Here is a 20,160-nt window from a genome sequence, read left to right as displayed (position 1 = left end):
GTGACGGTCCTCACGGACCTCTGATGGGAGACAACGATGTCGACGCACAACCAACAGGTCGAGTGGCAGGACAAGAAGCGGTACATGTGGATATGGGGGCTGTTCGCTCCCACCGCGATCTTCATCGCATTGCCGCTGATCTGGGCGTTTAACGCGATCGGGTGGAACCCGGTGGCGCACGTGCTGTGGTGGATCGGCCCGCTACTGGTCTACGTGATGATCCCGATCGCGGATCTCTTCTTCGGACCCGACGGCGACAATCCGCCCGACGAGGTGATGGACTACCTGGAGAACGACAAGTACTACCGGTACCTCACCTACCTGTTCATCCCGTTCCAGTACGTGTCGCTGACCCTCGCGTGCTACCTGATTGCCACGGACAATCTGAGCTGGCTCGGCATCCACAGCGGACTCGGCCTGGTGGACAAGATCGGCCTGACGATCACTGTCGGCATGGTCGCGGGCACCGGTATCAACACCGCGCACGAGCTGGGGCACAAGAAGGTCGAACTGGAGCGCTGGCTCTCGCGCATCGCCCTGGCCCAGACCTTCTACGGACACTTCTACATCGAGCACAACCGTGGCCATCACGTGCGCGTCGCGACCCCGGAGGACCCGGCGAGCTCGCGGATCGGGGAGACCTTCTGGGCGTTCTGGCCCCGCACGGTATGGGGTTCGCTGACCTCGTCGTGGAGTCTCGAGAAGACCCGTTTGCAGCGGCTCGGCAAGAGCCCGTGGACAATTCGTAACGAGGTCCTCAGCGCGTGGCTGATGTCGGCCGCGCTCTTCGCCGCCCTGATCGGCATCTTCGGCCCAGCGGTCGCGCCGTACCTCGTGCTGCAGGCGGTCATCGGGTTCAGCTTGCTCGAGGCAATCAACTATCTCGAGCACTACGGGTTGCGCAGGCACAAGACCGACAGCGGCCGCTACGAACGCGCTGCGCCGCAGCACAGCTGGAACAGCGATCACATCGTCACCAATATTCTGCTGTACCACCTGCAGCGCCACAGCGACCATCACGCGTACCCGACCCGGCGCTACCAGACCTTGCGCAGCTGGGATGGTGCCCCGAACCTGCCCAGCGGTTATGCCAGCATGATCCTGATTGCCTACTTCCCGCCGATCTGGCGCCGGGTGATGGACAAGCGGGTGCTCGCCCACTACGAGGGTGACATCACCCGCGCGAACATCAAGCCGTCCAAACGAGCGAAGGTGCTGGCCCGCTACGGTGTCAGTGAGAACACGACGATCGGGGCCGAGCAGTGAGCCGCTATCGCTGCCCAGTGTGTGGGGTCCGCGAAAAAGCGGACTTCGAGCCGGTCGCGAGTGGCGAAAGGATCGAGAAGTGAACGACTACAAGCTCTTTCAGTGCATTCAGTGCAGTTTCGAATACGACGAAGCCTTGGGCTGGCCTGAGGACGGCATCGAACCCGGCACCCGCTGGGACGACATCCCCGACGACTGGAGCTGCCCAGACTGCGGCGCGGCCAAGGCCGACTTCTTCATGGTCGAAATCGAGCGATCATGATCGGCACGCGGACACTCTGCCGCCGCGAATGACCGCATTCCACACCCGCGATCGCCCCGCGGACATCGAGCGCAACGAGCCGGTCATCTCCTACGCGGAAGCCACTCGGGCACTGCTGCGGTCCTCGGTCCTCGACGCGATGCGCGAGTTGCTGATGCACCGGGACTGGTCGAAGGTCACCCTGTCCGACGTGTCGACTCGGGCAGGCATCAGTCGTCAGACCCTGTACAAAGAGTTCGGGTCCCGCCTCGGGCTTGCCCAGGCCTACGCGCTGGACTTCGTGGACCGGCTCGTGGGCCATGCGAGTCGCGCGGCAGCGGCGAATGTGGGTGACGCAGAAGGCCTCGTGCACGATACCGTCGAGGCATTTCTGCTCGACAGCGCGTCGGACCCGTTGATCCGGTCGTTGCTGACCGGCGAGGCAAAACCCGACCTGCTACGACTGATCACCTTGGACGCCGGTCCGATCATCGGTCGGGCGGCCGACCGGCTGGGCGGCCTACTACAGAACAGCTGGGTCAGTGCATCCCCCGGCGAATCGGGCATCATCGCCCGCACAGTGGTGCGCATTGCGCTCAGCTACGTCTCGATGCCACCGGACGCCGACCACGATATCGCCGCCGATCTCGCGGCACTGCTCGCTCCGTACATCGCTGGATGTGGGAGCGCGCGCACCGTGGATCACTTGGAGAAAACGGCACTGGCGTAGCCCGTGAATCCGAACTCACCGACACGGCAGGACCGATCGAACATGACACCGACATGCCCGTACAACGACACCGGACGTCAGCGATCACACCGATGAACCAGCGGCGAGTGGTCATCGCCGGAGCGGGATTGGCCGGCTTGCGGACCGCGGAAGAATTGCGCCGCGCAGGCTTCGAAGGCGAAGTCGTGCTTGCCGGAAACGAACAACACTTGCCCTACGATCGCCCGCCCCTCTCGAAAGAAGTCATCCGCGGCAAACGGCACGAGACCACGCTCAAGCCGCGGAAATTCTTCGATGACAGGCGAATCGAGCTGCGCATGGGCACGGAAGCGGTGCCCTGTGCCTGTGAACGTGAGCTATGCCCGGCGCCGTGAAAGTCGGAGGACATCAGTCTGGGGCTCCCCTGAAAAGGTGGACGGGGTTAGCTTGCTTGCGCGGCAGTCTTGAGTGACAACTCATAATCGATGGGTGAACGCATCCCGATAGACGATCGAATCCGTGCGCGGCAGGACAAGCCTGATGCAGCCTGTTCATTGGGCCGCGTGGCGGCAAGATCCAAACCGGCGTACTGCGCAACGCGACGCACTGGGACACCGTGGTTGCCACACTCGGCTACGAACACCTGCGTCGGCACGACCTCCGGCACACCGAACTCACCTGGTTCGCCGACGCAGGGGTACCGATCCATCGGTTACAGCAGATCGCCGGGCACACCGACCCGCGCATCACGCAGCGGTACCTGCATCCAGACATCGTGGCCTTGCAGGCCGACGGCGACATGCTCTCGGCGCACCTGCAAACGCCAAAACGGTCCCAAAATGGTCCCAAGCTCCGACTCGTCCAATAACGAAAAACACCCTCCGACCCAGGTCGGAGGGTGTTTTTCTTGGTCGGGCTGACAGGATTTGAACCTGCGACCACTTGACCCCCAGTCAAGTGCGCTACCAAGCTGCGCCACAGCCCGTTCTTGCCCCCGTCTCCGGGTGCTCGAAAAGATTACCTCACCTGTCGGCGAAGGTACTAATCGGCTGGTAGATGCACCTTTTTGCCGATCAGAAGGAACCTCGCCCGGCTATGCCGGGAGCCGGTGAGGGTGCCGAGTTCGTCGGGGTCCCACCCGGTTCCGTGAAGTTGTGCGGCTTCGAAGCGCGGGGTCCGGGGATCAGCGATGTGACATACTGGTGCCCGGCGGCATCGCGTTCTTCGGTGCCCGGCCAGTCCTTGCCTGCGGTGTAGATCGACCCGCATTTCTTCCTCTGCGCGCATTCCGCGACGAGCACATCAGCTTCGCCCCTCCCCTGGTTCGCCTCCGTCACTGGACGCGTGGTGCCCGATCCGAGATCGGTTGCTGAAGCGGGCCCAGCGGGTTCCCGGCGTCACCGATGCCTTCGATCAGCAAGAGAGATGCCTTCGATCAGCAAGAGAATGGAGTGAGAGTCTGTGGTTACCAACCCGATTACCACCGGCGTCGAGCGAGCGATCATCGAGAACACGCTCGATCGCAACCGCGAAGCGCTGATCGCGACCGCACGCGGGCTGTCCGATACCGATGCCCGCCGACGGCTTGTCGCGTCGGTGACGACACCGATCTCCTTGATCAAACATGCCGCCCGCGGCGGAACGAATCTGGTTTCAGCGGTTCTGGGCCGGACTCGACGAGACCAAGGACAATCCCCGCGAAGGGACGGTCAGCATGCGATGGACGCTGCTCGCCATGATCGCGGAGTTCGCGCGCCGCGCAGGCCACGGCGACATCCTCCGCGAACAGATCGACCAGCTCTCGCCTCGACAATCGCACCCGTGAAACGATCGTTTCAGAGCCCGCCCGGCCGCCCGTACCCTTGCGACACTCTGGGAACGGCAAATATCGGCCGAACAGCTGGTCATTAGCTACCTTGCGGGATGTGCGCCCGACTCCAGACGACTCCAGGTTGCTCGATTCACCCGCCGATTCAGCCACGGCCTCATCGACGCTCGGGCAGTCCTATCGAACCAGCGACTGCTATGTCGTCGGGCGCGAGAAGATCCGCGAGTTCGCCCGTGCGGTTCAGGATCATCATCCTGTGCACCGGTCCGAACAGGCGGCCGCCGACCACGGTTACGCCGGCCTCGTCGCGCCCTTGACGTTCATCTCGATACCAGCGTTTCTGGCCCAAGTAGGGATGTTCGATCGAGTCGTTCAGGGCTACGACCTCAGCCAGATCATGCAGACCGACCATTCCCTCGCTATCCACCGGCCGATCCTGGCGGGCGACGCGTTGTGCTTCGAGGTCGAGTTCGAATCGCTCCGAAAAGCGTTCGGCGGCGAAATCTTCGGATTCAAATGTTCGGTCACCGACCAGCACGGCGACAAAGTCATCACCACACGCACGTCCTTCGTCGGCAGGCCGGAAGTGAACATCGCCGCCACGCGCATCTGCGACGGACTGCTGATGCAGAACTTCCGCCATGGCACCGCGATTCCACGGCAACTCCACACACCTGAGCACCCCGATCGGCCACGTCCGACGACGGCGGCAGACCGGGGCCGGAATATGTTGCCGTTCAGCGCGATAGCCGTCGGCCACGAACTTCCGCCGAGAATCGTGAGCGTGCGGCTGGGCGATCTGGTCAATTACGCAGGCGTGGCAGGCGACCCGAACCCCATTCACTGGAGCGACGACGCGGCGGCGTCGGTGGACCTGGAGTCGCCTGTCGCACAGGGCATGCTGATGATCGGCATCGGCGCCGGGTATATCACTGCATGGGCCGGCGATCCCGGAATGGTGACCGACTACGCGGTTCGCCTGACCAGCCCGGTCTACGTCCGCAGCGGCGGAGCCACGGTCGAGTACACCGGCAAAGTGAAGGCTGTCGATCCGGACCGCAAGACCGCGACGATCGCCATCACCGCCAAACAGAACGGCAGGAAGATCTTCGGACGAGCCGTAGCGGTGATCCAGTGCGCGGATCGATAGCCGCACCATCGACAGGTAGGTCAGTACGTCGGCCAGGGTCCACCCCGGACCGGCTTGGTGGCGGTGACGCGGTGCTCGTTGTCCCGGAAGCGGGGTTCGTAGTGGGTGAAGAACACCTTGGCGACCAGGTCACGGCGGCTGTGGACGCCGGTCTTGTCGAAGATGCTCTTCAGATGCTGCTGCACTGTGTGCGCCGAGACGGTCATGTCGTTGGCGATCTGTGAGGTCGAGGCGCCCTGTAGGACCAGCCGGGTGACGTCGCGCTCGCGCTCGGTGAGCCCATAGGCCGACATCAGCAGCGGGTAGATGCGGCTGGGGTGGGCGGGTTCGATGATCACCGCCACCCTGGGCTGCGCCGTCGAGGTCAGGCGGGCGCCGTGCAGCACCACCCAGGTTCCCGACCTGGACAGCGCTCGCGACACGAGCACCTCGTCGGGCCGGTCGTCATCCGCGTTGCGAAACGCGCGGGCGGCGAGGGTGACCACCGCACTGGGCAGCTTCTTCCGGTCCCAGTCGCCGTCGGGCAGGTCTGCTATCCAGCGCTCTACACCGGCGCTGGCCGATTCGATCTCGCATGCCGAATTGAGCACCAGCAGACCGGGCGAGTCCGCGTATTCGGGTTCGCCGGCCTGCCCGATCAGCAGGGCCCGGCGTACGCCGTCGGCCAGGGTCGGCGCCACCGTCGCCACGAATTCCTTCTCGGTGGGGTCGAACGTCGCGGCACCGGGTTCGCGATAGAGCGCGAGCGCCCCCCACACCTCCCCGGAGCGGGTGCGCAGTCGCGCGATCAGTTCCTGGTCCCCACCCATCGTCATATTACGTTGCCAGCGTTCACTTTTCGACGGGTCACCGCCGACGGCTTCGTGCAACGTCGACAATCCGGTCACCGACCGGACGACATCGACGATGCCGTTACGCTCCTCGCCGTACTCCGCGGCCAGCCACTGTGGCGGAAACTCGGCGAGACCGAGGTGGAAGTGACTTGTCATCAGCAGCGACGCGGGATCGAGGGTGTACCAGCACGGCGTCCAGTAGTGCGGGACGGCGGTGGCCAGCACCTCGGTCGTCTCCTGCCACAGCGACACCAGATCATGCGGCTGGCGGCACAGCCGTCCGATCTTGTCGGCGGCGCGTTGCAGCGAATCCGTGCTCACCAGATCAACGGTAGGCCGCAGCCGGACCAGGGGAAATACCAGGTTTGTGGGATGTCGCGGCGCCAGGGAGATTCCTAGTCTCGATATATGACGAGTATCGGAACCACGAATGTGCGCCTCAGTCCGCCGCCGCCGGAATTGATGCGACTGATCAACCCTGTCGTGCGGCGCGTCTTGGCGACTCCATTTCTCGGCAGCCGCATTCGGCGGCAGGGAATGGTCGAATTCACCGGTCGCCGTACCGGCCGCAACCTGCGGATCCCGGTCTGTCTGCACCGAGTCGGTGACGAGACGCTGATCTTCACCGAGCGAGGGTGGCGCCACAATCTGGCCGGTGGGGCACCGGTCACCGTCACCCATCGCGGGCAGCTCCGCCACGGGCGCGCCGTGCTCGTCGATGCCACGCCTTCGCAAGTCGGTGCCGCGATGCGAGCCGCGATGGATGACGGTGCCCGCCCGTTCGAGCTCGGACTGAAGATCACGCGCGGGTGCGACCCGACCGCCGACGATCTCGCTGTCATCGCGCGCTCGATCATTCGGGTCGATTTCGAGGACTGAGGAAACGACATGCGTATCAATCGAATCCAGCACGACATCACTGTCCTCGCCGACGAACTGGAGGTTCCGGGTATCGGCCATCTATCGGTCAACGCCTACGTTCTGCACGCGGCGGAACCCGTCGTCGTCGACACCGGACTCAGCCTGCCCGACCGTGGATTCATGACGGCGCTGAGTTCGGTGGTTGACCCCGCCGACGTGGAATGGATATGGCTCACCCATCCCGATCGCGACCACACCGGATCGCTGTTCGATCTGCTCGATGCCGCCCCTGACGCCCGGCTGATCACGACATTCCGCGGCCTCGGCATCATGTCGTGCGCTCGACCGATCCCGATGAATCGCGTGTATCTGCTGAATCCGGGGCAGTCCCTCGATGTCGGCGACCGACGTCTCACCGCGTTTCGCCCACCGCTGTTCGACAATCCGAGCACTGTCGGGTTCTACGACGAACACAGCGAATCATGTTTCACCTCGGACTGTTTCGGTGCTCCGATGCCGAGTGCCGAACTCGCGACCGCCGACGACGTGGGTTACGCACCGTCTGACGCGATTCGTGCGGCGCAGCATCTCTGGGCTGCGGTGGACAGCCCGTGGGTCCATCTCGTGGACGAGAGCAAATACCTTGCCACCGTGTCGGAATTGCGCGCGTTCGACCCGCGACAGATCCTCAGTACACACCTTCCGCCCGCCCCAGGACGCACGTCGGAATACCTGGACATGCTTGCCGAGGCGCCGCGCGTCGCGCCATACGTCGGTCCCGATCAGGCTGCGCTGGAGCAGATGCTGGCGAGCTTCGAACCCTGACCGTGAGCGTCAGGCCGGCCGCAGAATCCTCAGCGCGGCCCGCTCGATGCAGTCGGCGATCTGGGCGTACGACTCGTAGCCCATGCCTGCCCGCACCAGCGCACCGGCGTAGATGATCTCGAGCCATTCGATGACCTCGTTGTCGGCGTCCGGGCCCAGCGCCCGCGCGATCCTGCCGCGGATCTCGATCCCGATGCGGGTGCGCAGGTGCTCGACATCGGGATCCGACCCCAGCAGCGCGCCGGTGACCGCGCCGGACAGCTCCTGCTCTTCGGCCACCAGCAGCGCGATATTGCGCAGTTCGGCGAGCACCCGCACCGTCGAGTCGGGATCATCGCTCGCGGGTGAACGCGAGCAGTCCGCGAACGGCGTACAGGCGGTGCCGAGCATCTGGTTCGTGCTTCCGCCGCTGATCCACGCCGCGGCGATGATGCCGACGTTCAACGCACTCTGGTCGGGCAATTCCGTGCTGTTCGAGCCGCGCTTCGACCCGGCGCAGGTGTGGCGATCCGTTGCCACGCACCGTCCGCACGTCATGGTCATCACCGGTGACGCGATGGCTCGCCCGCTCATCGATGCCTTCGACGACGAACCGGTGGACGCCTCGTCGCTGCTGGTCATCGCCTCGGGGGCCGCGCTGCTGTCCCAGCCGGTGAAGAACGCACTGCTGGAGAAGTTTCCGACGTCGATGGTGTCGGACTCGATCGGGTCGTCCGAAACCGGTTTCGGCGGTATCGGTTTCGCGCAGAAGGACGACGATCCGGCGCGCGGGCCACGGGTGCAGACCGGGCGCGGCGCGGTGGTCGTCGACGAGGACGGACGGCCGGTCGCCCCCGGCGAGGAGGGCTGGCTGGCCAAAACCGGCGCGGTCCCGATCGGCTACTACAACGATCCCGACCGCACCGCCCGGCTGTTCAAGACGGTCGACGGCGCCCGCATCGTGGTCACCGACGACCGCGCCCGCGCCGAGTCCGACGGCTCCCTCACCCTGATCGGGCGCGGCAACATGGTGATCAACACCGGCGGGGAGAAGGTGTTCCCCGAGGAGGTCGAGGCCGTCGTGAAATCCCACGAAGCGATCTACGACCCGGTCGTCATCGGCGTCGCGCACGAACGGTGGGGCCAGCAGGTCGCCGCGATCATCTCGATCGCCCCCGATCACACCGTGGACTTCGACGCTGTCCGCGCCCACCTGCGCCCCCATCTCGCCGGTTACAAAGTGCCCAAACAGATCTGGATCGCCGAGACCATCTCCCGGTCCCCCAGTGGCAAACCTGACTACCGCTGGGCCAAGGACTACATCACCAACCACACCCCCGACCATCGCTCCGAGTGAGACAACGCTGCCGACGGCGTCGGTGATCCTGGAATCGCCTGTCGCACAAGCGGAGCCACGGTCACGCAGGCAGAGTGAAGGCGACTCCGCCTGCGCTCACGGTCGTCAGATGATCTTGGCGTCGATCAGCAGCTTCCAGATCTCGCCCTGGTCGACGACCTCGACACCGAGCTTCTCCGCCTTCGCCAGCTTGCTGTCACCGACTCCCGCGCCGGTGATGAGCATGTCGGTGTTGGCCGAGACGGAGGAAGCCGCCGCCGCCCCCGCCTGCTCACACAGGCGCTGGAACGTTGGGCGGGCGACCTTTTCGCCGGAGCGCGGGTCGCTGATCGCGCCGGTGATCACCACCGTTTTGCCTTCGAGGGGCGCGCCTGCCGCGATGACCGGCGGCAGGTCCTCTTCGCGCACGTCCAGACTGACGCCGAGTGCTCGTAGGCGGTCCAGTTCCGGACGCAGTCGGGTCAGGTGCGCGACCAGGGAAGCGGCGACCTTCGGGCCGATGTCTTCCACCGCCACGAGTCGTTCCTCGCCCGCGTCGGCAACCTCTTCCAGGGAGCCGAAGCCCGACCGGGCCAGGCGCGCGGCGGTGCCGTCGGAGGCCATCGGGATGGCCAGGCCGATCAGGGCGCGGCGCAGGCCGACCTGGCGGCTGGCGTCGATCGAATCGATCATCCGCGCGGCGGAGACCTCGCCGATGCGGTCGAATTCGAGCAGCCGCTCCTTGGTCAGTGTGTAGAAGTCCGACGGGCGTTCGAGAATGCCTGCCTCGGCGAGGCGTTCGATCCACACTCCCCCGATCGCGTCGATGTCGGCCGCCGCGCGCGATGCCCAGTGGATCAGCCTGCGCACTGTTTGGGCGGGGCAGGAAACGTTGGTGCAGAACAGTTCTCGGCTGTTTCCCTGCTCGGTGACCGGCTGTCCGCACGAGGGACAGGCCGTGGGCGAAACGATCTCGAGCTCCTCGCCCGTGCGCTTGGCGGCATCGAGGACGCCCGCCACGAACGGGATCACATCACCGGCGCGACGCACCAGCACCGTGTCACCGATCTTGATATCGCGGGCCCGGATCACCTCTTGGTTCGCCAGAGTCGCCTTCGTGACCGTCGTGCCGCCAACGAACACCGGCTCCAGCCACGCAACCGGGACGATCTTGCCGGTCTTGCCGACGTCCCAGATCACCTCACGCAGCAGAGTGGTCTTCTCCTCGGCGGCGAACTTGAACGCCAGCGCGCCACGCGGGGAGTTCGACCGGGTTCCGGCCGCCGCGTAGGCATCACGGTCGGCCAGCCGCAATACGGCGCCGTCGATGTCGTAGTCCAGATCGTTGCGACCCTGCTCGATCTCGGTGATCGCCGCCTGCGCCTGCGCGGCGTCGGGACACAGCCGCATCTGCGCACCCGCGACCCCGATCGCGCGCAGCCCCTCGCCGAGATCGTGTGCGGCGTCGTCGGCCTCGGTGTCCAAGTCGAAGCCGAAGAATTGCAGGCGCCGCTCGGACACGGTGGCCGGGTCCTTCGCCCGCAGCGTGCCCGCGGCGGCATTGCGCGGATTGATCAGCGGCTTGTCCGGGTGCGCGGCGTTGTAGGCGAGGAAGGTCGACCGCAGCATCACCGCCTCGCCACGCACCTCGACGCGGCCCGGCAGGTCGATCCGCTCGGGGACCCCGTCGACGAGGGCGCGGACCAGCGGGGTCACGTCGTCACCGGTGGTGCCGTCACCGCGGGTGACCGCCCGCGCCAGCCTCCCGTTCTCGAAGACGATCGCCAGCGACAAACCGTCGAGCTTGGGCATCACGACCACCGACTGACCGGGGAAACGACCGAAGAACGCCTCGACCTGCTCGGGCTTGGTGGCCTTCTCCAGCGACAGCATCGGCCGCGAGTGCCGTACCGGGGCGTGCAGCACCGCGGGCGCACCGACCTGCTCGAGCGGATTCGGGTCCGGCGTCAGGTCGGGATGCGCCTCGATCAGCGCGCGCAGCTCGTCTTCGATCGCGTCGAATTCGGCGTCCGCGACCAGCGGCGCCCCCTGGTAATAGGCGTCGCGCAGCGCCACCATCCGGTCGGCGAGTTCTCGGATTCGTTCCCCTGTTTCCACAGACAAGACGCTACCGATACCCACCGACAACTAGCGCAGGTGGCACGCTCCGCGACCGACCGAGACTCGCGTGCGTCCCTTGCCGGCCCCCGGCACCTTGAGACCAGGCCATCCCACGTTTCGAACCGTTCGCGCGTACGTGATCACACGCGCGGCCTGCCGCCGGCGACTGCACTACTTGGCGTCGCCATAACACTGGACCACCGCAGTGGTGAACGGGAATCGGACCGGGGTCTGCCCGAAGGCGATCCGGCCCGCGGTATCGGCGGCGGTGGCGATCGCTGCGGCCACCACCGCGGCTTCCTCGGTCGGGCAGTGCACGATCACCTCGTCGTGCTGGAAGAAGACCAGTTCCGCGCGGAGGTCGCGGATAGCGTGCCGGATTCCGGCCAGCACCAGCAAGGCCCAGTCGGCGGCGCTGCCCTGCACCACGAAGTTCCGGGTGAAGCGGCCGCGGGCACGGGCGGCGGAATCGGCGCGCGTGTCCTGTGGCGCCTCGGTGTCGTCGAGCGCGACCGACAACGGCGTGCAGGTGCGCCCCAACCAGGTACGCACGAGGCGGCCTTCCTCGCCGGCGCGCGCCGCGTCGTCGACGTAGGCCACGGCGGCCGGATAGCGCCGGCGCAGGCCCGCGAGGTGGGTCAGGGCGTCGCCGGAGGTCTGTCCGTAGATGGCGCCGAGGAGCCCGATCTTGGCTTGATCCCGATCGCCGCCGAATCCACGAGCCGCCAGATCGGCGTAGAGGTCTTCGCCACGGCCTGCCACTTCCATCAGCCCTGGGTCACGCGAGATCGCCGCGAGAACCCTCGGCTCCATCTGGTCGGCGTCGGAAACCACCAGCGACCATCCGGGGTCAGCGCGGATCGCCTGCCGGATGACCTTCGGAATCTGTAGCGCGCCACCACCGTTGGTGGTCCAGCGCCCCGACACGGTGCCGCCCGGTAGGTATTCGGGACGGAAGCGGCCGCCGTGCACCCACTGTTCGAGCCAGGACCAACCATGCGCCGTGTAGAGGCGGTAGAGCGATTTGTAGGCCAGCAGCGGGGCGACGGCTGGGTGGTCGATCTGCTGGAGCTCCCATTTCCGGGTGGAGGACAGCAGGATTCCGGCGCGGCCGAAGGCTCTGACGATGTCGGCGGGCAGGTCGGGCCGGACCCGCACCCCGGTCCCGAACGCCCGCGACACCTGCTCGGCCAACTCCGCCATCCGACGCGGTTCCGATCCGCCCGGAAAGCGCTCTCCCAGCATCGAATCCAACAGTTCGCGGTGTACATCGGCGCGCCACGGGATGCCGAACTGACCCATCTCGACCGCGACGAGCATGCCCGCCGATTCGGCGGCGAGCAGCAGTCGCATCCGCTCGGGATGCTCGGTTCGAGCAGTCCGGGCGACCTGTCCGGCGTACACCGCCAGCAAGGCGGTGAACTCGTCGACACCGGGCGGCAGCGGCACCGGGCCCGACTCGAACAGCGACGGCTGTGTCTCGGCGGCTCGCACCGGAGCATCCGGCGGAACGGTCAGGTTGTGCAATCGTGCCCAGCCCGCCGCCAGCGAGCGCGCCTGCCCGGACTGTCCTTCCTCGTGCCCGATCAGCAGCGACTCCGCCGCCTGCACGTCGTAGCACCGCTCGACCCACACGCCCGCCGCCAGCAGCGCACGGTAGATCTCGGCCGTGGATCGCCATACCCACCGCTCGACGTCGGGGCGGGTGCGCACCGCCTCGACGAGCGAGGGCTCGTCGAGCACCGGACCCGCCGGGTGACCGTCCTGATCGAGCGGACACAACAGAGCGCCGCCCTCGCCCGTCTCCGCTATCGCCCATCTCACCCGCCAGAGTCTGGCACCGGGGTACGACAAGCACCGGCACGCGCACGCCGACGACCAGCACGAACCGCGCGAACACCGCGGCCGGAGGCCTCAGCCATCCGGCCCGCGTCCAGCCCGGACAGGGGCGTTTCCACGGGACGAGCAGCCCAGTCGCGGCGTGAGTTACACGGATACCTCGTCGCGGGCCTGGAGGTCGGCGAGTACCACGCGCAGCAGTTGTTCGGCACGGATACGCTGCCAGCCCAGCATCGCGTGCGGGCTGAACCTGGCCTCCTCGAACAGCGCGACCAGTTCGTGTGCGCCGTCGTCGTGCAGCACGCCGCTGTCGAAAGCCCGCTCCAGCACTTCCCTTGGTGTATCCGAAATCAACGGCGCCGCAGCACGATCCGCGGCCAGCCCGGCCTCCATCGCCACATAGCAGGCGATCACCGCGGTGCGCGCATCCTGACCCGGCGCGTTCATCGCAGCCAGACCCATTTCGGCGGCCCTGGTCAGCGAGTCGACCGTATTCACCACCTCTTCCTCGGTCAGCTGCACCCCGTCGACCAGGGGGACCCGCCGTCCGGCGACAGTGACGCCGACCAGACCGGCCAACGCGATGCCGATCAGCACGACCGCCAGCCCCACCGCCCCCAGCAACGCCATCCCGCTCAGCCGCGCCGGGTCGACCGCCGAATCGATCACCTGCACGTCGACCTCGCCCGGCACCGGCGGCGCCCCCACTTTCGCCGCGGTCACCGGCGGCGCCGAAGTCGGCTGACGCCTGGCACCGGGCAATACGAACAGCATGGTGATACCGACCGCGACCGTCAGCGCGACAGCACTGAGCGCAACCGGAGCAAGCACCGCGAAACGCCTGAACGACAAGCGAACCCCGAGATCACGCTCGACCACGGGCATCGCCAATGGCAGCCGATGCTGACTGACAATGACTCCCGCAAGCAAGATCACCACCGAAACCAGCAGCAATACCGGCATCAATGCGACAGCCACCGGCGAAGTACCACCGGATTCACTGGGAACAACGGTCCCAGGTAAACGCCCGTGCAGCGCGATAATCGCCGCGACGATCAATACAATCGCCGCGATAAGACGACCTATTGGCACCAATATCTTTCCCACAGCACTACCGCCGAACCCCTGGAAGCCACCCGAAATGCCCACATAGTTGCATTTCTCCCGCCCGCCAGGAACCGGCCCCACAAGATTTGGTCGAACTCCCTCAGCGCCTCCCGATTCCTTGTCTCCGACAACATTTTCTACCGGGCGGTAAGGAATCCTCCAGCGGGACCGACAGTGGCCCGGCCAACTTCCGGCACCGATCCGGAGGTGTCAGTCGGCGAGAAAACGGGCGGCGTTCGCGTGCGCCCACTGGTTGAAAGTGGTAGCGGGGTGGCCGGTGATGTCCTCGACGCTGGTGATGGGCAGGGATTCCGGGGGCGGGGCGTAGTCGAGCAGAACGTTGTCGACGTACCAGGTGGTGTTGTCGCCCATGGTGGGTTGCAGGGCGGTGATGGTTTCCTCGCGGGTAGCGGTGTGGAAGGCGATGTCACGGTCGAGCGCGTCGGCAAGGTGGGCGACCAGGTCGGCGCGGGACAGGATCTCCGGGCCCGCGAGCGAGTGCGCGCGGCCGAGATGTCCGTCGGCGAGTAGGGCGGTGGCGGCGACAGCGGCGATGTCGTTCATGGCGATGGGCGCGCTCGCGCTGTCGGGGTGCGGCTCCCGGACGGCACCGGTCTCACGGATCTGCTGCGACCATGTCAGGGTGTTCTCCATGAAGTCGGCAGGCCACAGATGGGTCCAGGCCAGGCCGCTGCCTTCCACGGCCTTACACACACTGCCCCACCAGCTTTCGGGCTCACCGGACAGATCGACGACGTGCCGCACACCGGCTGCCCGCGCCAGCTCGAGCACCTCGGTGACATTGCCCGGCGACGGCGCCAGGTACATCCGGTCGACGCCCGCGAACGCGGCGGGCAAGCTGCCCGGTCTGCCGAGATGCCCTTCGGCCACCTGAACCCCTGCGGGCAGCGCGGCCTTGCTCGGGTTGATGGTCAGCGCGCGAATGTCGGTGGCACCTCGCGCGATCAGCTGGTCCACGACCAGGCGCCCGATATTGGCCGTCGCCCCGGTAACCAGAATTGTCATCGGTTTCCTCCGTCTCGGATCGTTGAACCATTCGATCCTGCCAACGAAATCCGACCGGCGCACATGGCGCGTGCGGGCGGGATCGCCGGGGGTGTGGATCGAGTCGGAGTTCCCTTCCGAGCCGACGCCCGCGGGCATCTCCGCCGACGGCAGGTCAGCAACGCTGACCCCCACCGCCGCACCGGCTGCCGTCACCGCCAACATGGCCGAGTTCGTCGACGCGGCCGGTGACACCCAGACCGCACGCAGCACAACGCGGGGATCGGCGCACTCATCGGCGCAGCCAAATTCGTGCATGATCCGGTACGGCAGCGACGCGAACGTGAGATCGGCCGTGTCGCGATTGCGCCGCGTACTCGGTGCTGTCGTGGAGAGCCGACCTTATCGATCGGCCGAATCCATCCGGCTGACAATCGAACTCGGCGAGACCGACCCTGGCCGACTGCGTTTTCGTCCGCCACGCCACCGCTCCCGGCCTTCGCGCCCTGTCCGAGCCGAGGCTCTAGGGTCGGTAGCGCGGACCAACCCGAGGAGCAGGCGATCATGAACACGTCGAACGAGCGCACACCCAGCGGGTGGGAGGAGCTCGCCGCCGCGGACCCGGCACATTCGAGCTGGTACGTGCAGCGATTTCGAACCCTCGCCGCACAGGGCGAGGACATCGTGGGCGAGGCACGGCTGATCGACGCGATGCTCGGGCGCGGTAGCCGAGTCCTCGACGCGGGCTGCGGGCCGGGGCGGACCGGTGGCTACCTGCACGGTGCCGGGCACACGGTGGTGGGGGTCGATGTCGACCCGGTGCTCATCGACGCGGCGCGTGCGGACCATCCCGGCCCGACCTGGCTGGTCGGCGACCTCGCCGAACTGGATCTGCCTGCCCCCGGCTTCGACGCCATCGTGTGCGCGGGCAATGTGATGACCTTCCTCGCCCCGTCCACCCGGTCGGCGGTGCTGGCAGGGTTCGCCGGGCATCTCGCGCCGGGCGGCCGGGCGATCATCGGGTTCGGCGCGGACCGTGGCTATGAGTTCGCCGAGTTCCTGACCGATGCCGAATCCGCCGGTCTCACCGTCGATCTGCTGCTGGCGACCTGGGATCTGCGGCCCTTCACCGACGACTCCGACTTCCTGGTCGCGGTGTTCTCCCTGGCACCCGACTCGAACGCGCGCACCGAGCGCGACGCATGATGGGCACCGACGAGCGGTAGATCTGGGACACCGACGACACCGCGGCGAAATCGCTCGACCTCATCGAGGCGCGGATGAAACCGCACCCGGGTGATCGTGGATATCGGGATGCACCTCGAATGGGAGATCCCGCCGGCACCGGCTTCCACGAGGGCGAGCGCTGGACTCCCGACCTCGGCCTGGAGTTCCTGCTGACCCGAACGGTCACTGATTCGATCACGGCCCGCGCGCATCGTTCGATTCGAAGCAATTCCACACCCGCGCTTTGCGATTGGGTGGAATGGGTCTGGATACGATGCGGGCGCAACTCGCCGCGATGGAGTGAAGGTCCTCAGAACAGGCTGGTTTGCGCGGGCTCCGGAGTCGCCGTGATCGTGGGGTCGAGTTCGATGCGGCGACCGACCAGGCGGGTGTCGTTGACCAACACGAGTTCGCTCGCGCCCGCGGTGTCCCGGCACGCGATGGTGTGACCGTGCGCGGTCACCGCGTCGATGAGATATTCGCCTGGCTCCCCGGCGATTTCGGTGGCGACCGGGAATCGGCCGTATCGCAGGATCGTGGCGTAGAAGTCCCGGCCGCCTGACCAGGCGATATCGGTGCGCGTGATGTCGGTGGGCAGTGCGCTCGCGGCATGCTCGGCCGCATCGGCGACGGCTGATTCCAGGGCCGCCCACGGGCGCAGCGGTTTGGTCAGGATGCGGGTCTTCGTGACACCGGCGACCGCCTGCCCGATGCCCGCTCGCTCGGTCACCGTCCGTTCGAGATCTCGAACATGGAGTCCGTCAGGGGAATCGGTGATGAATCGGGCGACCAGCGCGCCCTGTTCGAACAGACGGCGATTGCGCCGCGACGCCGACGCCGTACCGACCTTGGTCATCCCGTCGCCGAAATACGCGATGTAGAGGTGGTGTGGCTGCGACATGTAGTCGCGGACCTGTTCGGGCAGTGCCGTGAGCGGACCGCGGTGGCTGTGCACCACCGACCAGCCCTCGGTGATTCGGCACTGCTCGCACTGACGACCCGCGTCGACCCGCACCCGGCGCGGGCACGGCAGCCGCCCGCGACGGTTGCCACCGAACCCGTTGTACCCCAGGCAGAATCGCCCCGAATCGGTGATCCGGAACGCCAGCCGTGTCCCGACACCTGGCATCAGCTCGGTGGTCCCGTCGTCGCCGAGCAGTTCGTAGAACCATCGACCCTGCTCGTCCCAGCGAGTGCCGCAGTACAGGGCCGTGGAGGTCATCGGTCGAACCTACACCGGTCAGTCGGTGCCGATCACAAGCCGGCAGCGAGCTCTTACTCGACCCGGGTTTCAGTGTGGCATCGAATGCACACAGGGATTTCCTGACAGATCAGTTGATGGCCGCCGTCGAATCCTGCTCGCGCAACGGCATTCCCTTTCCCCGAATATGGGAGGAGGTCGAGGACGCAGGTCTTCCACGGGATGGGGACGTGGCGGACGCCGTAGTTTTCGCCGGGCATCATGACCGATGTGGTCGCGCCGCCGAGTTCCGCGCTTGTGCTTCAGCGGGCGAAGCGGGCGTTCACCCAGGCGAGGGCGTCGACGTCGCCCGCGCCGAGGATGGCACGGTGATCGACGCCAGGGTAGGTGCGGTATGCCACGGGTTGTCCGGTCAGTTGCTGCTGGGCGACCATGGCGTCGGTGCCCGTCGGCAGGAACGGCGCATCGAGCTTCTCCGCGATGCGGCCAACCACCGGGCGGCGGAGTCCCTTCGAGAACAGCGACCGTGCCCGACACCGCGACCGGCTGTCCTTGCCTGACGCCGATTTCATGCCTGAACCCATCACCACTGATCCTCCGGAATCACCGCGTAGAACGCCCGTCTCAGTCCGGCTGCGGCGCAATATACGGCTCACACGGACAGGGCTTCTTGCCGCACCGATGAGTTTCGGGAGTCGAAAGCGTCCTACTGGTAGAAGACATTGGATCGATCAGGGATCCGCGCGCCCGGCACCGAAAGGAACGAGTTATGAGGATCGCTACGTCGAAGGATGGCACGGAACTCGCGTATGACGTTTCCGGGGACGGGCCTGCACTGGTGTACATCACCGGCGCGACGTGTTTCCGGCGGTTTCGGCCGATCGTCGCCGACGTGGGGGTGTTCGCCACCGAATTCACTGTCTACAACTATGACCGGCGTGGGCGTGGGGACAGCGGGGACGTGATGCCGTACGCGATCGAGCGCGAAGTCGACGATATCGAGGCGGTTGTCGATGCCGCGGGTGGGCGCGCGATTCTCTACGGACATTCGTCGGGTGCCGCGCTGGCACTCGAAGCGGCGGTACGGATGCCGGACAAGCTCGACAGAGTCGTGATCTACGACGCCCCTTATGTGCACGACGAGGCCGAGCGAGCGTCTTACGCCGAGCTGGCCGAGACGGTACGCGCGCTGCTCGGCGAAGGAAAGAATGCCCGAGCGCTGAAGACATTCCTGCACGGGATCGGGATGCCGCGTGCGTTCGTCGCGCTGCTACCGCTGTTTCCCGGCTGGAAAATCATGAAGGCACTCGCCCCCACACTGATGTACGACATCGGGATCACCGAGGTACTACCTCCGGTGGAGCGTTTCGAGAACATCCAGGTGCCGGTGAATGTCGTTGTCGGGGCGAAGAACCCGCCGGGCATGCATCAGGTGGCGCGGGAGCTGGCCGCGGCAATTCCGCACGCGACGCATCGGGTGCTCGCCGGGCAGGACCACATGGTCAGTGCCAAGGTGTTGCTGCCGATACTGACCGATTCCGCCGCGAAGGATTGAACCGGCGCCGGTCGTCGGGTTCTCGGGTCTGCCTACATCGTCGTCCACGACGCTGGGGGGAACGTTCGGACGGACTGCTGGAGCGGTAGGTTGTGCGCGGCGGCCATGGCTTCGGTGCGGCTGGCGTAGACGGGTAACCACTCGGTGAGGCCGGCGGCGATGATGATCCGGTTGGTGACCGATGGCACGGGATTGACCACACTCATGCGCAGCTCGCGCTGTTGGGCGCGGGTCGCCATGTCGAGAATCGCCCGGCAGGACATGAAGGTCACGTCCCTGATGTCGATCACCAGGTGGCCCGACTGTCCCTCCGCTGCGATGGCCTCGTCGAGAATCTCGCGCCACGCGAGCAGATTGCAGGCGTCGATCTCGCCGTGCACGTGCAGAACAGTAGCCGTGTGATGGAGGGTGAGCTCCGCGCCCAATGCCGGGTCGAATTCTTCGATCCGGATCGTCTTGTCACCATCGCTGGAATGGGTGTTCACGAGTGCTCGATCCCTCGACACCGGCAGGTGTGCAGACTGCCCGGCCGATCCAGGTTGCTCGAGATCGGCTGGTGATTCCATTTGAGCACGCCGAGTCGGTGGTGTCACCGGTTGTGATGGATCTGATGCGTGTCGAAAAGACCACGGGTCATCGGCCCGTCGAGGACCGATGACCCGGGCGGCGTGTTACCGGTCAGTCGCGGAAAGCGTCCTTGACCTTCTCGCCTGCGTCCTTGAGGTTCGACTTGGCCTGCTCGCCGCGACCCTCGTTCTCGAGATCACGATCGTCCGTGGCGCGGCCTGCCGCTTCCTTGGCCTTGCCCGCCAGCTCGTCGGCCTTGTTCTTCGCCTTGTCAGCGATACCCATGGTATTCCTTTCAGGCTGTTTCCCGGCCAACTGGTGGCCGTGGGCCGTCCTGTGGACCCATGAACGGCCTACCCGGGTCTGCCAGGTGCAAACAGGCGCGGCGTCCAGGTGGCCCAGTTGCCGACCGTAGCCGGTGACGAGGTGCGGCTGCGAACCCTGACCGTGCACGAAGGCGCCCAGGTCGACCCCGTCCGCTGGCGGACGGGGTCGTGTCCGAGATCTCGA

The 20,160-nt window shown here is 66.3% G+C and carries 19 protein-coding genes, 1 tRNA gene and 3 pseudogenes; 12 read left to right on the top strand and 11 right to left on the bottom strand.

Annotation, left to right across the window (positions count from 1 at the left end; translation table 11 throughout):
* The first annotated feature begins 36 nt into the window (after positions 1–36).
* The 5 genes and pseudogenes from ACTWPB_RS19040 (at position 37) to ACTWPB_RS19020 (ending at position 3,084) form a co-directional block, all read left to right on the top strand.
* Entirely contained in the window at positions 37–1,266 is a 1,230-nt protein-coding gene (locus tag ACTWPB_RS19040; protein WP_446221945.1) for an alkane 1-monooxygenase, read from the top strand.
* A gap of 79 nt (positions 1,267–1,345) precedes the next feature.
* Positions 1,346–1,528 (top strand): rubredoxin, encoded by a 183-nt coding sequence (locus tag ACTWPB_RS19035; RefSeq protein ID WP_446221944.1) that lies wholly within the window; start codon positions 1,346–1,348, stop codon positions 1,526–1,528.
* A gap of 28 nt (positions 1,529–1,556) precedes the next feature.
* The gene (locus tag ACTWPB_RS19030) at positions 1,557–2,237 is read left to right on the top strand and encodes a TetR family transcriptional regulator (RefSeq protein ID WP_446221943.1); all 681 of its coding nucleotides are present in this window, start codon (positions 1,557–1,559) and stop codon (positions 2,235–2,237) included.
* A 92-nt stretch (positions 2,238–2,329) separates the two neighbouring features.
* Positions 2,330–2,569, top strand: a pseudogene (locus tag ACTWPB_RS19025) (FAD-dependent oxidoreductase); the annotation flags it as partial.
* Between the two features lie 263 nt (positions 2,570–2,832).
* Positions 2,833–3,084: a tyrosine-type recombinase/integrase gene (locus ACTWPB_RS19020; protein WP_446221942.1), complete on the top strand. Its 252-nt coding sequence runs from the start codon at positions 2,833–2,835 to the stop codon at positions 3,082–3,084.
* Between the two features lie 40 nt (positions 3,085–3,124).
* Here ACTWPB_RS19020 and ACTWPB_RS19015 read toward each other — a convergent pair.
* Positions 3,125–3,201 (bottom strand) — tRNA-Pro (locus tag ACTWPB_RS19015).
* Between the two features lie 476 nt (positions 3,202–3,677).
* Here ACTWPB_RS19015 and ACTWPB_RS19010 point away from each other — a divergent pair.
* Both ACTWPB_RS19010 and ACTWPB_RS19005 read left to right on the top strand, forming a co-directional pair.
* Positions 3,678–3,954: pseudogene (locus tag ACTWPB_RS19010) on the top strand (mycothiol transferase); the annotation flags it as partial.
* Between the two features lie 187 nt (positions 3,955–4,141).
* Entirely contained in the window at positions 4,142–5,194 is a 1,053-nt protein-coding gene (locus tag ACTWPB_RS19005; protein WP_446221941.1) for a fused (3R)-hydroxyacyl-ACP dehydratase subunits HadA/HadB, read from the top strand.
* A gap of 20 nt (positions 5,195–5,214) precedes the next feature.
* Here ACTWPB_RS19005 and ACTWPB_RS19000 read toward each other — a convergent pair whose 3' ends face one another.
* Positions 5,215–6,348, bottom strand: a complete 1,134-nt coding sequence (locus ACTWPB_RS19000) for a helix-turn-helix transcriptional regulator (RefSeq protein WP_446221940.1) — start codon at positions 6,346–6,348, stop codon at positions 5,215–5,217.
* Positions 6,349–6,435: 87 nt separating this feature from the next.
* Between ACTWPB_RS19000 and ACTWPB_RS18995 the strand changes: the two genes are divergently transcribed.
* Together ACTWPB_RS18995 and ACTWPB_RS18990 are read left to right on the top strand one after the other, a co-directional pair.
* Complete coding sequence (locus ACTWPB_RS18995; protein WP_446221939.1) at positions 6,436–6,906, top strand: nitroreductase/quinone reductase family protein; 471 nt, start codon at positions 6,436–6,438, stop codon at positions 6,904–6,906.
* 9 nt (positions 6,907–6,915) lie between these two features.
* Positions 6,916–7,713, top strand: coding sequence for an MBL fold metallo-hydrolase (locus tag ACTWPB_RS18990; RefSeq protein WP_446221938.1), 798 nt, complete (start codon positions 6,916–6,918; stop codon positions 7,711–7,713).
* A 9-nt stretch (positions 7,714–7,722) separates the two neighbouring features.
* Here ACTWPB_RS18990 and ACTWPB_RS18985 read toward each other — a convergent pair.
* Positions 7,723–8,067: pseudogene (locus ACTWPB_RS18985) on the bottom strand (TetR/AcrR family transcriptional regulator); the annotation flags it as partial.
* A 43-nt stretch (positions 8,068–8,110) separates the two neighbouring features.
* On the opposite strand from ACTWPB_RS18985, the gene ACTWPB_RS18980 reads away from it, so the two are divergent.
* Positions 8,111–9,049: an AMP-binding protein gene (locus ACTWPB_RS18980; protein ID WP_446221937.1), complete on the top strand. Its 939-nt coding sequence runs from the start codon at positions 8,111–8,113 to the stop codon at positions 9,047–9,049.
* A gap of 105 nt (positions 9,050–9,154) precedes the next feature.
* Here the strand turns inward: ACTWPB_RS18980 and ligA are convergent, their stop codons facing one another.
* The 4 genes from ligA to ACTWPB_RS18960 all read right to left on the bottom strand — a co-directional run bounded on the left by ligA (position 9,155) and on the right by ACTWPB_RS18960 (position 15,418).
* On the bottom strand, positions 9,155–11,146 hold the full coding sequence (gene ligA, locus ACTWPB_RS18975; protein ID WP_446221936.1) for an NAD-dependent DNA ligase LigA: 1,992 nt from the start codon (positions 11,144–11,146) through the stop codon (positions 9,155–9,157).
* Between the two features lie 174 nt (positions 11,147–11,320).
* Positions 11,321–12,973 (bottom strand): bifunctional 3'-5' exonuclease/DNA polymerase, encoded by a 1,653-nt coding sequence (locus tag ACTWPB_RS18970; RefSeq protein WP_446221935.1) that lies wholly within the window; start codon positions 12,971–12,973, stop codon positions 11,321–11,323.
* Between the two features lie 162 nt (positions 12,974–13,135).
* Positions 13,136–13,966: a DUF4129 domain-containing protein gene (locus tag ACTWPB_RS18965; protein ID WP_446221934.1), complete on the bottom strand. Its 831-nt coding sequence runs from the start codon at positions 13,964–13,966 to the stop codon at positions 13,136–13,138.
* A 339-nt stretch (positions 13,967–14,305) separates the two neighbouring features.
* Positions 14,306–15,418 carry an NAD(P)H-binding protein gene (locus ACTWPB_RS18960; RefSeq protein ID WP_446221933.1) on the bottom strand — a complete coding sequence of 371 codons (1,113 nt, stop codon included), beginning with the start codon at positions 15,416–15,418 and terminating at the stop codon, positions 14,306–14,308.
* A gap of 246 nt (positions 15,419–15,664) precedes the next feature.
* Here ACTWPB_RS18960 and ACTWPB_RS18955 point away from each other — a divergent pair, with 246 nt between their 5' ends.
* Positions 15,665–16,306 carry a class I SAM-dependent methyltransferase gene (locus ACTWPB_RS18955; RefSeq protein ID WP_446221932.1) on the top strand — a complete coding sequence of 214 codons (642 nt, stop codon included), beginning with the start codon at positions 15,665–15,667 and terminating at the stop codon, positions 16,304–16,306.
* 331 nt (positions 16,307–16,637) lie between these two features.
* Here the strand turns inward: ACTWPB_RS18955 and ACTWPB_RS18950 are convergent, their stop codons facing one another.
* Both ACTWPB_RS18950 and ACTWPB_RS18945 read right to left on the bottom strand, forming a co-directional pair.
* On the bottom strand, positions 16,638–17,549 hold the full coding sequence (locus ACTWPB_RS18950; protein ID WP_446221931.1) for a hypothetical protein: 912 nt from the start codon (positions 17,547–17,549) through the stop codon (positions 16,638–16,640).
* Positions 17,550–17,830: 281 nt separating this feature from the next.
* Positions 17,831–18,100: a hypothetical protein gene (locus tag ACTWPB_RS18945; protein ID WP_446221930.1), complete on the bottom strand. Its 270-nt coding sequence runs from the start codon at positions 18,098–18,100 to the stop codon at positions 17,831–17,833.
* A 197-nt stretch (positions 18,101–18,297) separates the two neighbouring features.
* Here ACTWPB_RS18945 and ACTWPB_RS18940 point away from each other — a divergent pair, with 197 nt between their 5' ends.
* Complete coding sequence (locus tag ACTWPB_RS18940) at positions 18,298–19,083, top strand: alpha/beta fold hydrolase (RefSeq protein ID WP_446221929.1); 786 nt, start codon at positions 18,298–18,300, stop codon at positions 19,081–19,083.
* A 32-nt stretch (positions 19,084–19,115) separates the two neighbouring features.
* On the opposite strand, the gene ACTWPB_RS18935 is transcribed toward ACTWPB_RS18940, so the two are convergent.
* Positions 19,116–19,568, bottom strand: coding sequence for an anti-sigma factor antagonist (locus ACTWPB_RS18935; RefSeq protein WP_446221928.1), 453 nt, complete (start codon positions 19,566–19,568; stop codon positions 19,116–19,118).
* Between the two features lie 193 nt (positions 19,569–19,761).
* Positions 19,762–19,935 (bottom strand): CsbD family protein, encoded by a 174-nt coding sequence (locus ACTWPB_RS18930; RefSeq protein WP_446221927.1) that lies wholly within the window; start codon positions 19,933–19,935, stop codon positions 19,762–19,764.
* Positions 19,936–20,160 lie beyond the last annotated feature (225 nt).

This window comes from Nocardia sp. IBHARD005, assembly GCF_052814245.1.
The sequence above is the reverse complement of the archived record's forward strand: the minus strand, read 5'-3'. Positions and strand labels throughout refer to the sequence as shown.

Bases quoted from the DNA above. Each gene is read 5' to 3' on its own strand.
- ACTWPB_RS18940 (WP_446221929.1), top strand. From the start codon at position 18,298: ATGAGGATCGCTACGTCGAAGGATGGCACGGAACTCGCGTATGACGTT.
- ACTWPB_RS19030 (WP_446221943.1), top strand. From the start codon at position 1,557: ATGACCGCATTCCACACCCGCGATCGCCCCGCGGACATCGAGCGCAAC.
- ACTWPB_RS18950 (WP_446221931.1), bottom strand. From the start codon at position 17,549: ATGACCTCCACGGCCCTGTACTGCGGCACTCGCTGGGACGAGCAGGGT.
- ACTWPB_RS18955 (WP_446221932.1), top strand. From the start codon at position 15,665: ATGAACACGTCGAACGAGCGCACACCCAGCGGGTGGGAGGAGCTCGCC.
- ACTWPB_RS18960 (WP_446221933.1), bottom strand. From the start codon at position 15,418: ATGCACGAATTTGGCTGCGCCGATGAGTGCGCCGATCCCCGCGTTGTG.
- ACTWPB_RS18930 (WP_446221927.1), bottom strand. From the start codon at position 19,935: ATGGGTATCGCTGACAAGGCGAAGAACAAGGCCGACGAGCTGGCGGGC.
- ACTWPB_RS18945 (WP_446221930.1), bottom strand. From the start codon at position 18,100: ATGAAATCGGCGTCAGGCAAGGACAGCCGGTCGCGGTGTCGGGCACGG.
- ACTWPB_RS18990 (WP_446221938.1), top strand. From the start codon at position 6,916: ATGCGTATCAATCGAATCCAGCACGACATCACTGTCCTCGCCGACGAA.
- ACTWPB_RS19040 (WP_446221945.1), top strand. From the start codon at position 37: ATGTCGACGCACAACCAACAGGTCGAGTGGCAGGACAAGAAGCGGTAC.
- ACTWPB_RS18995 (WP_446221939.1), top strand. From the start codon at position 6,436: ATGACGAGTATCGGAACCACGAATGTGCGCCTCAGTCCGCCGCCGCCG.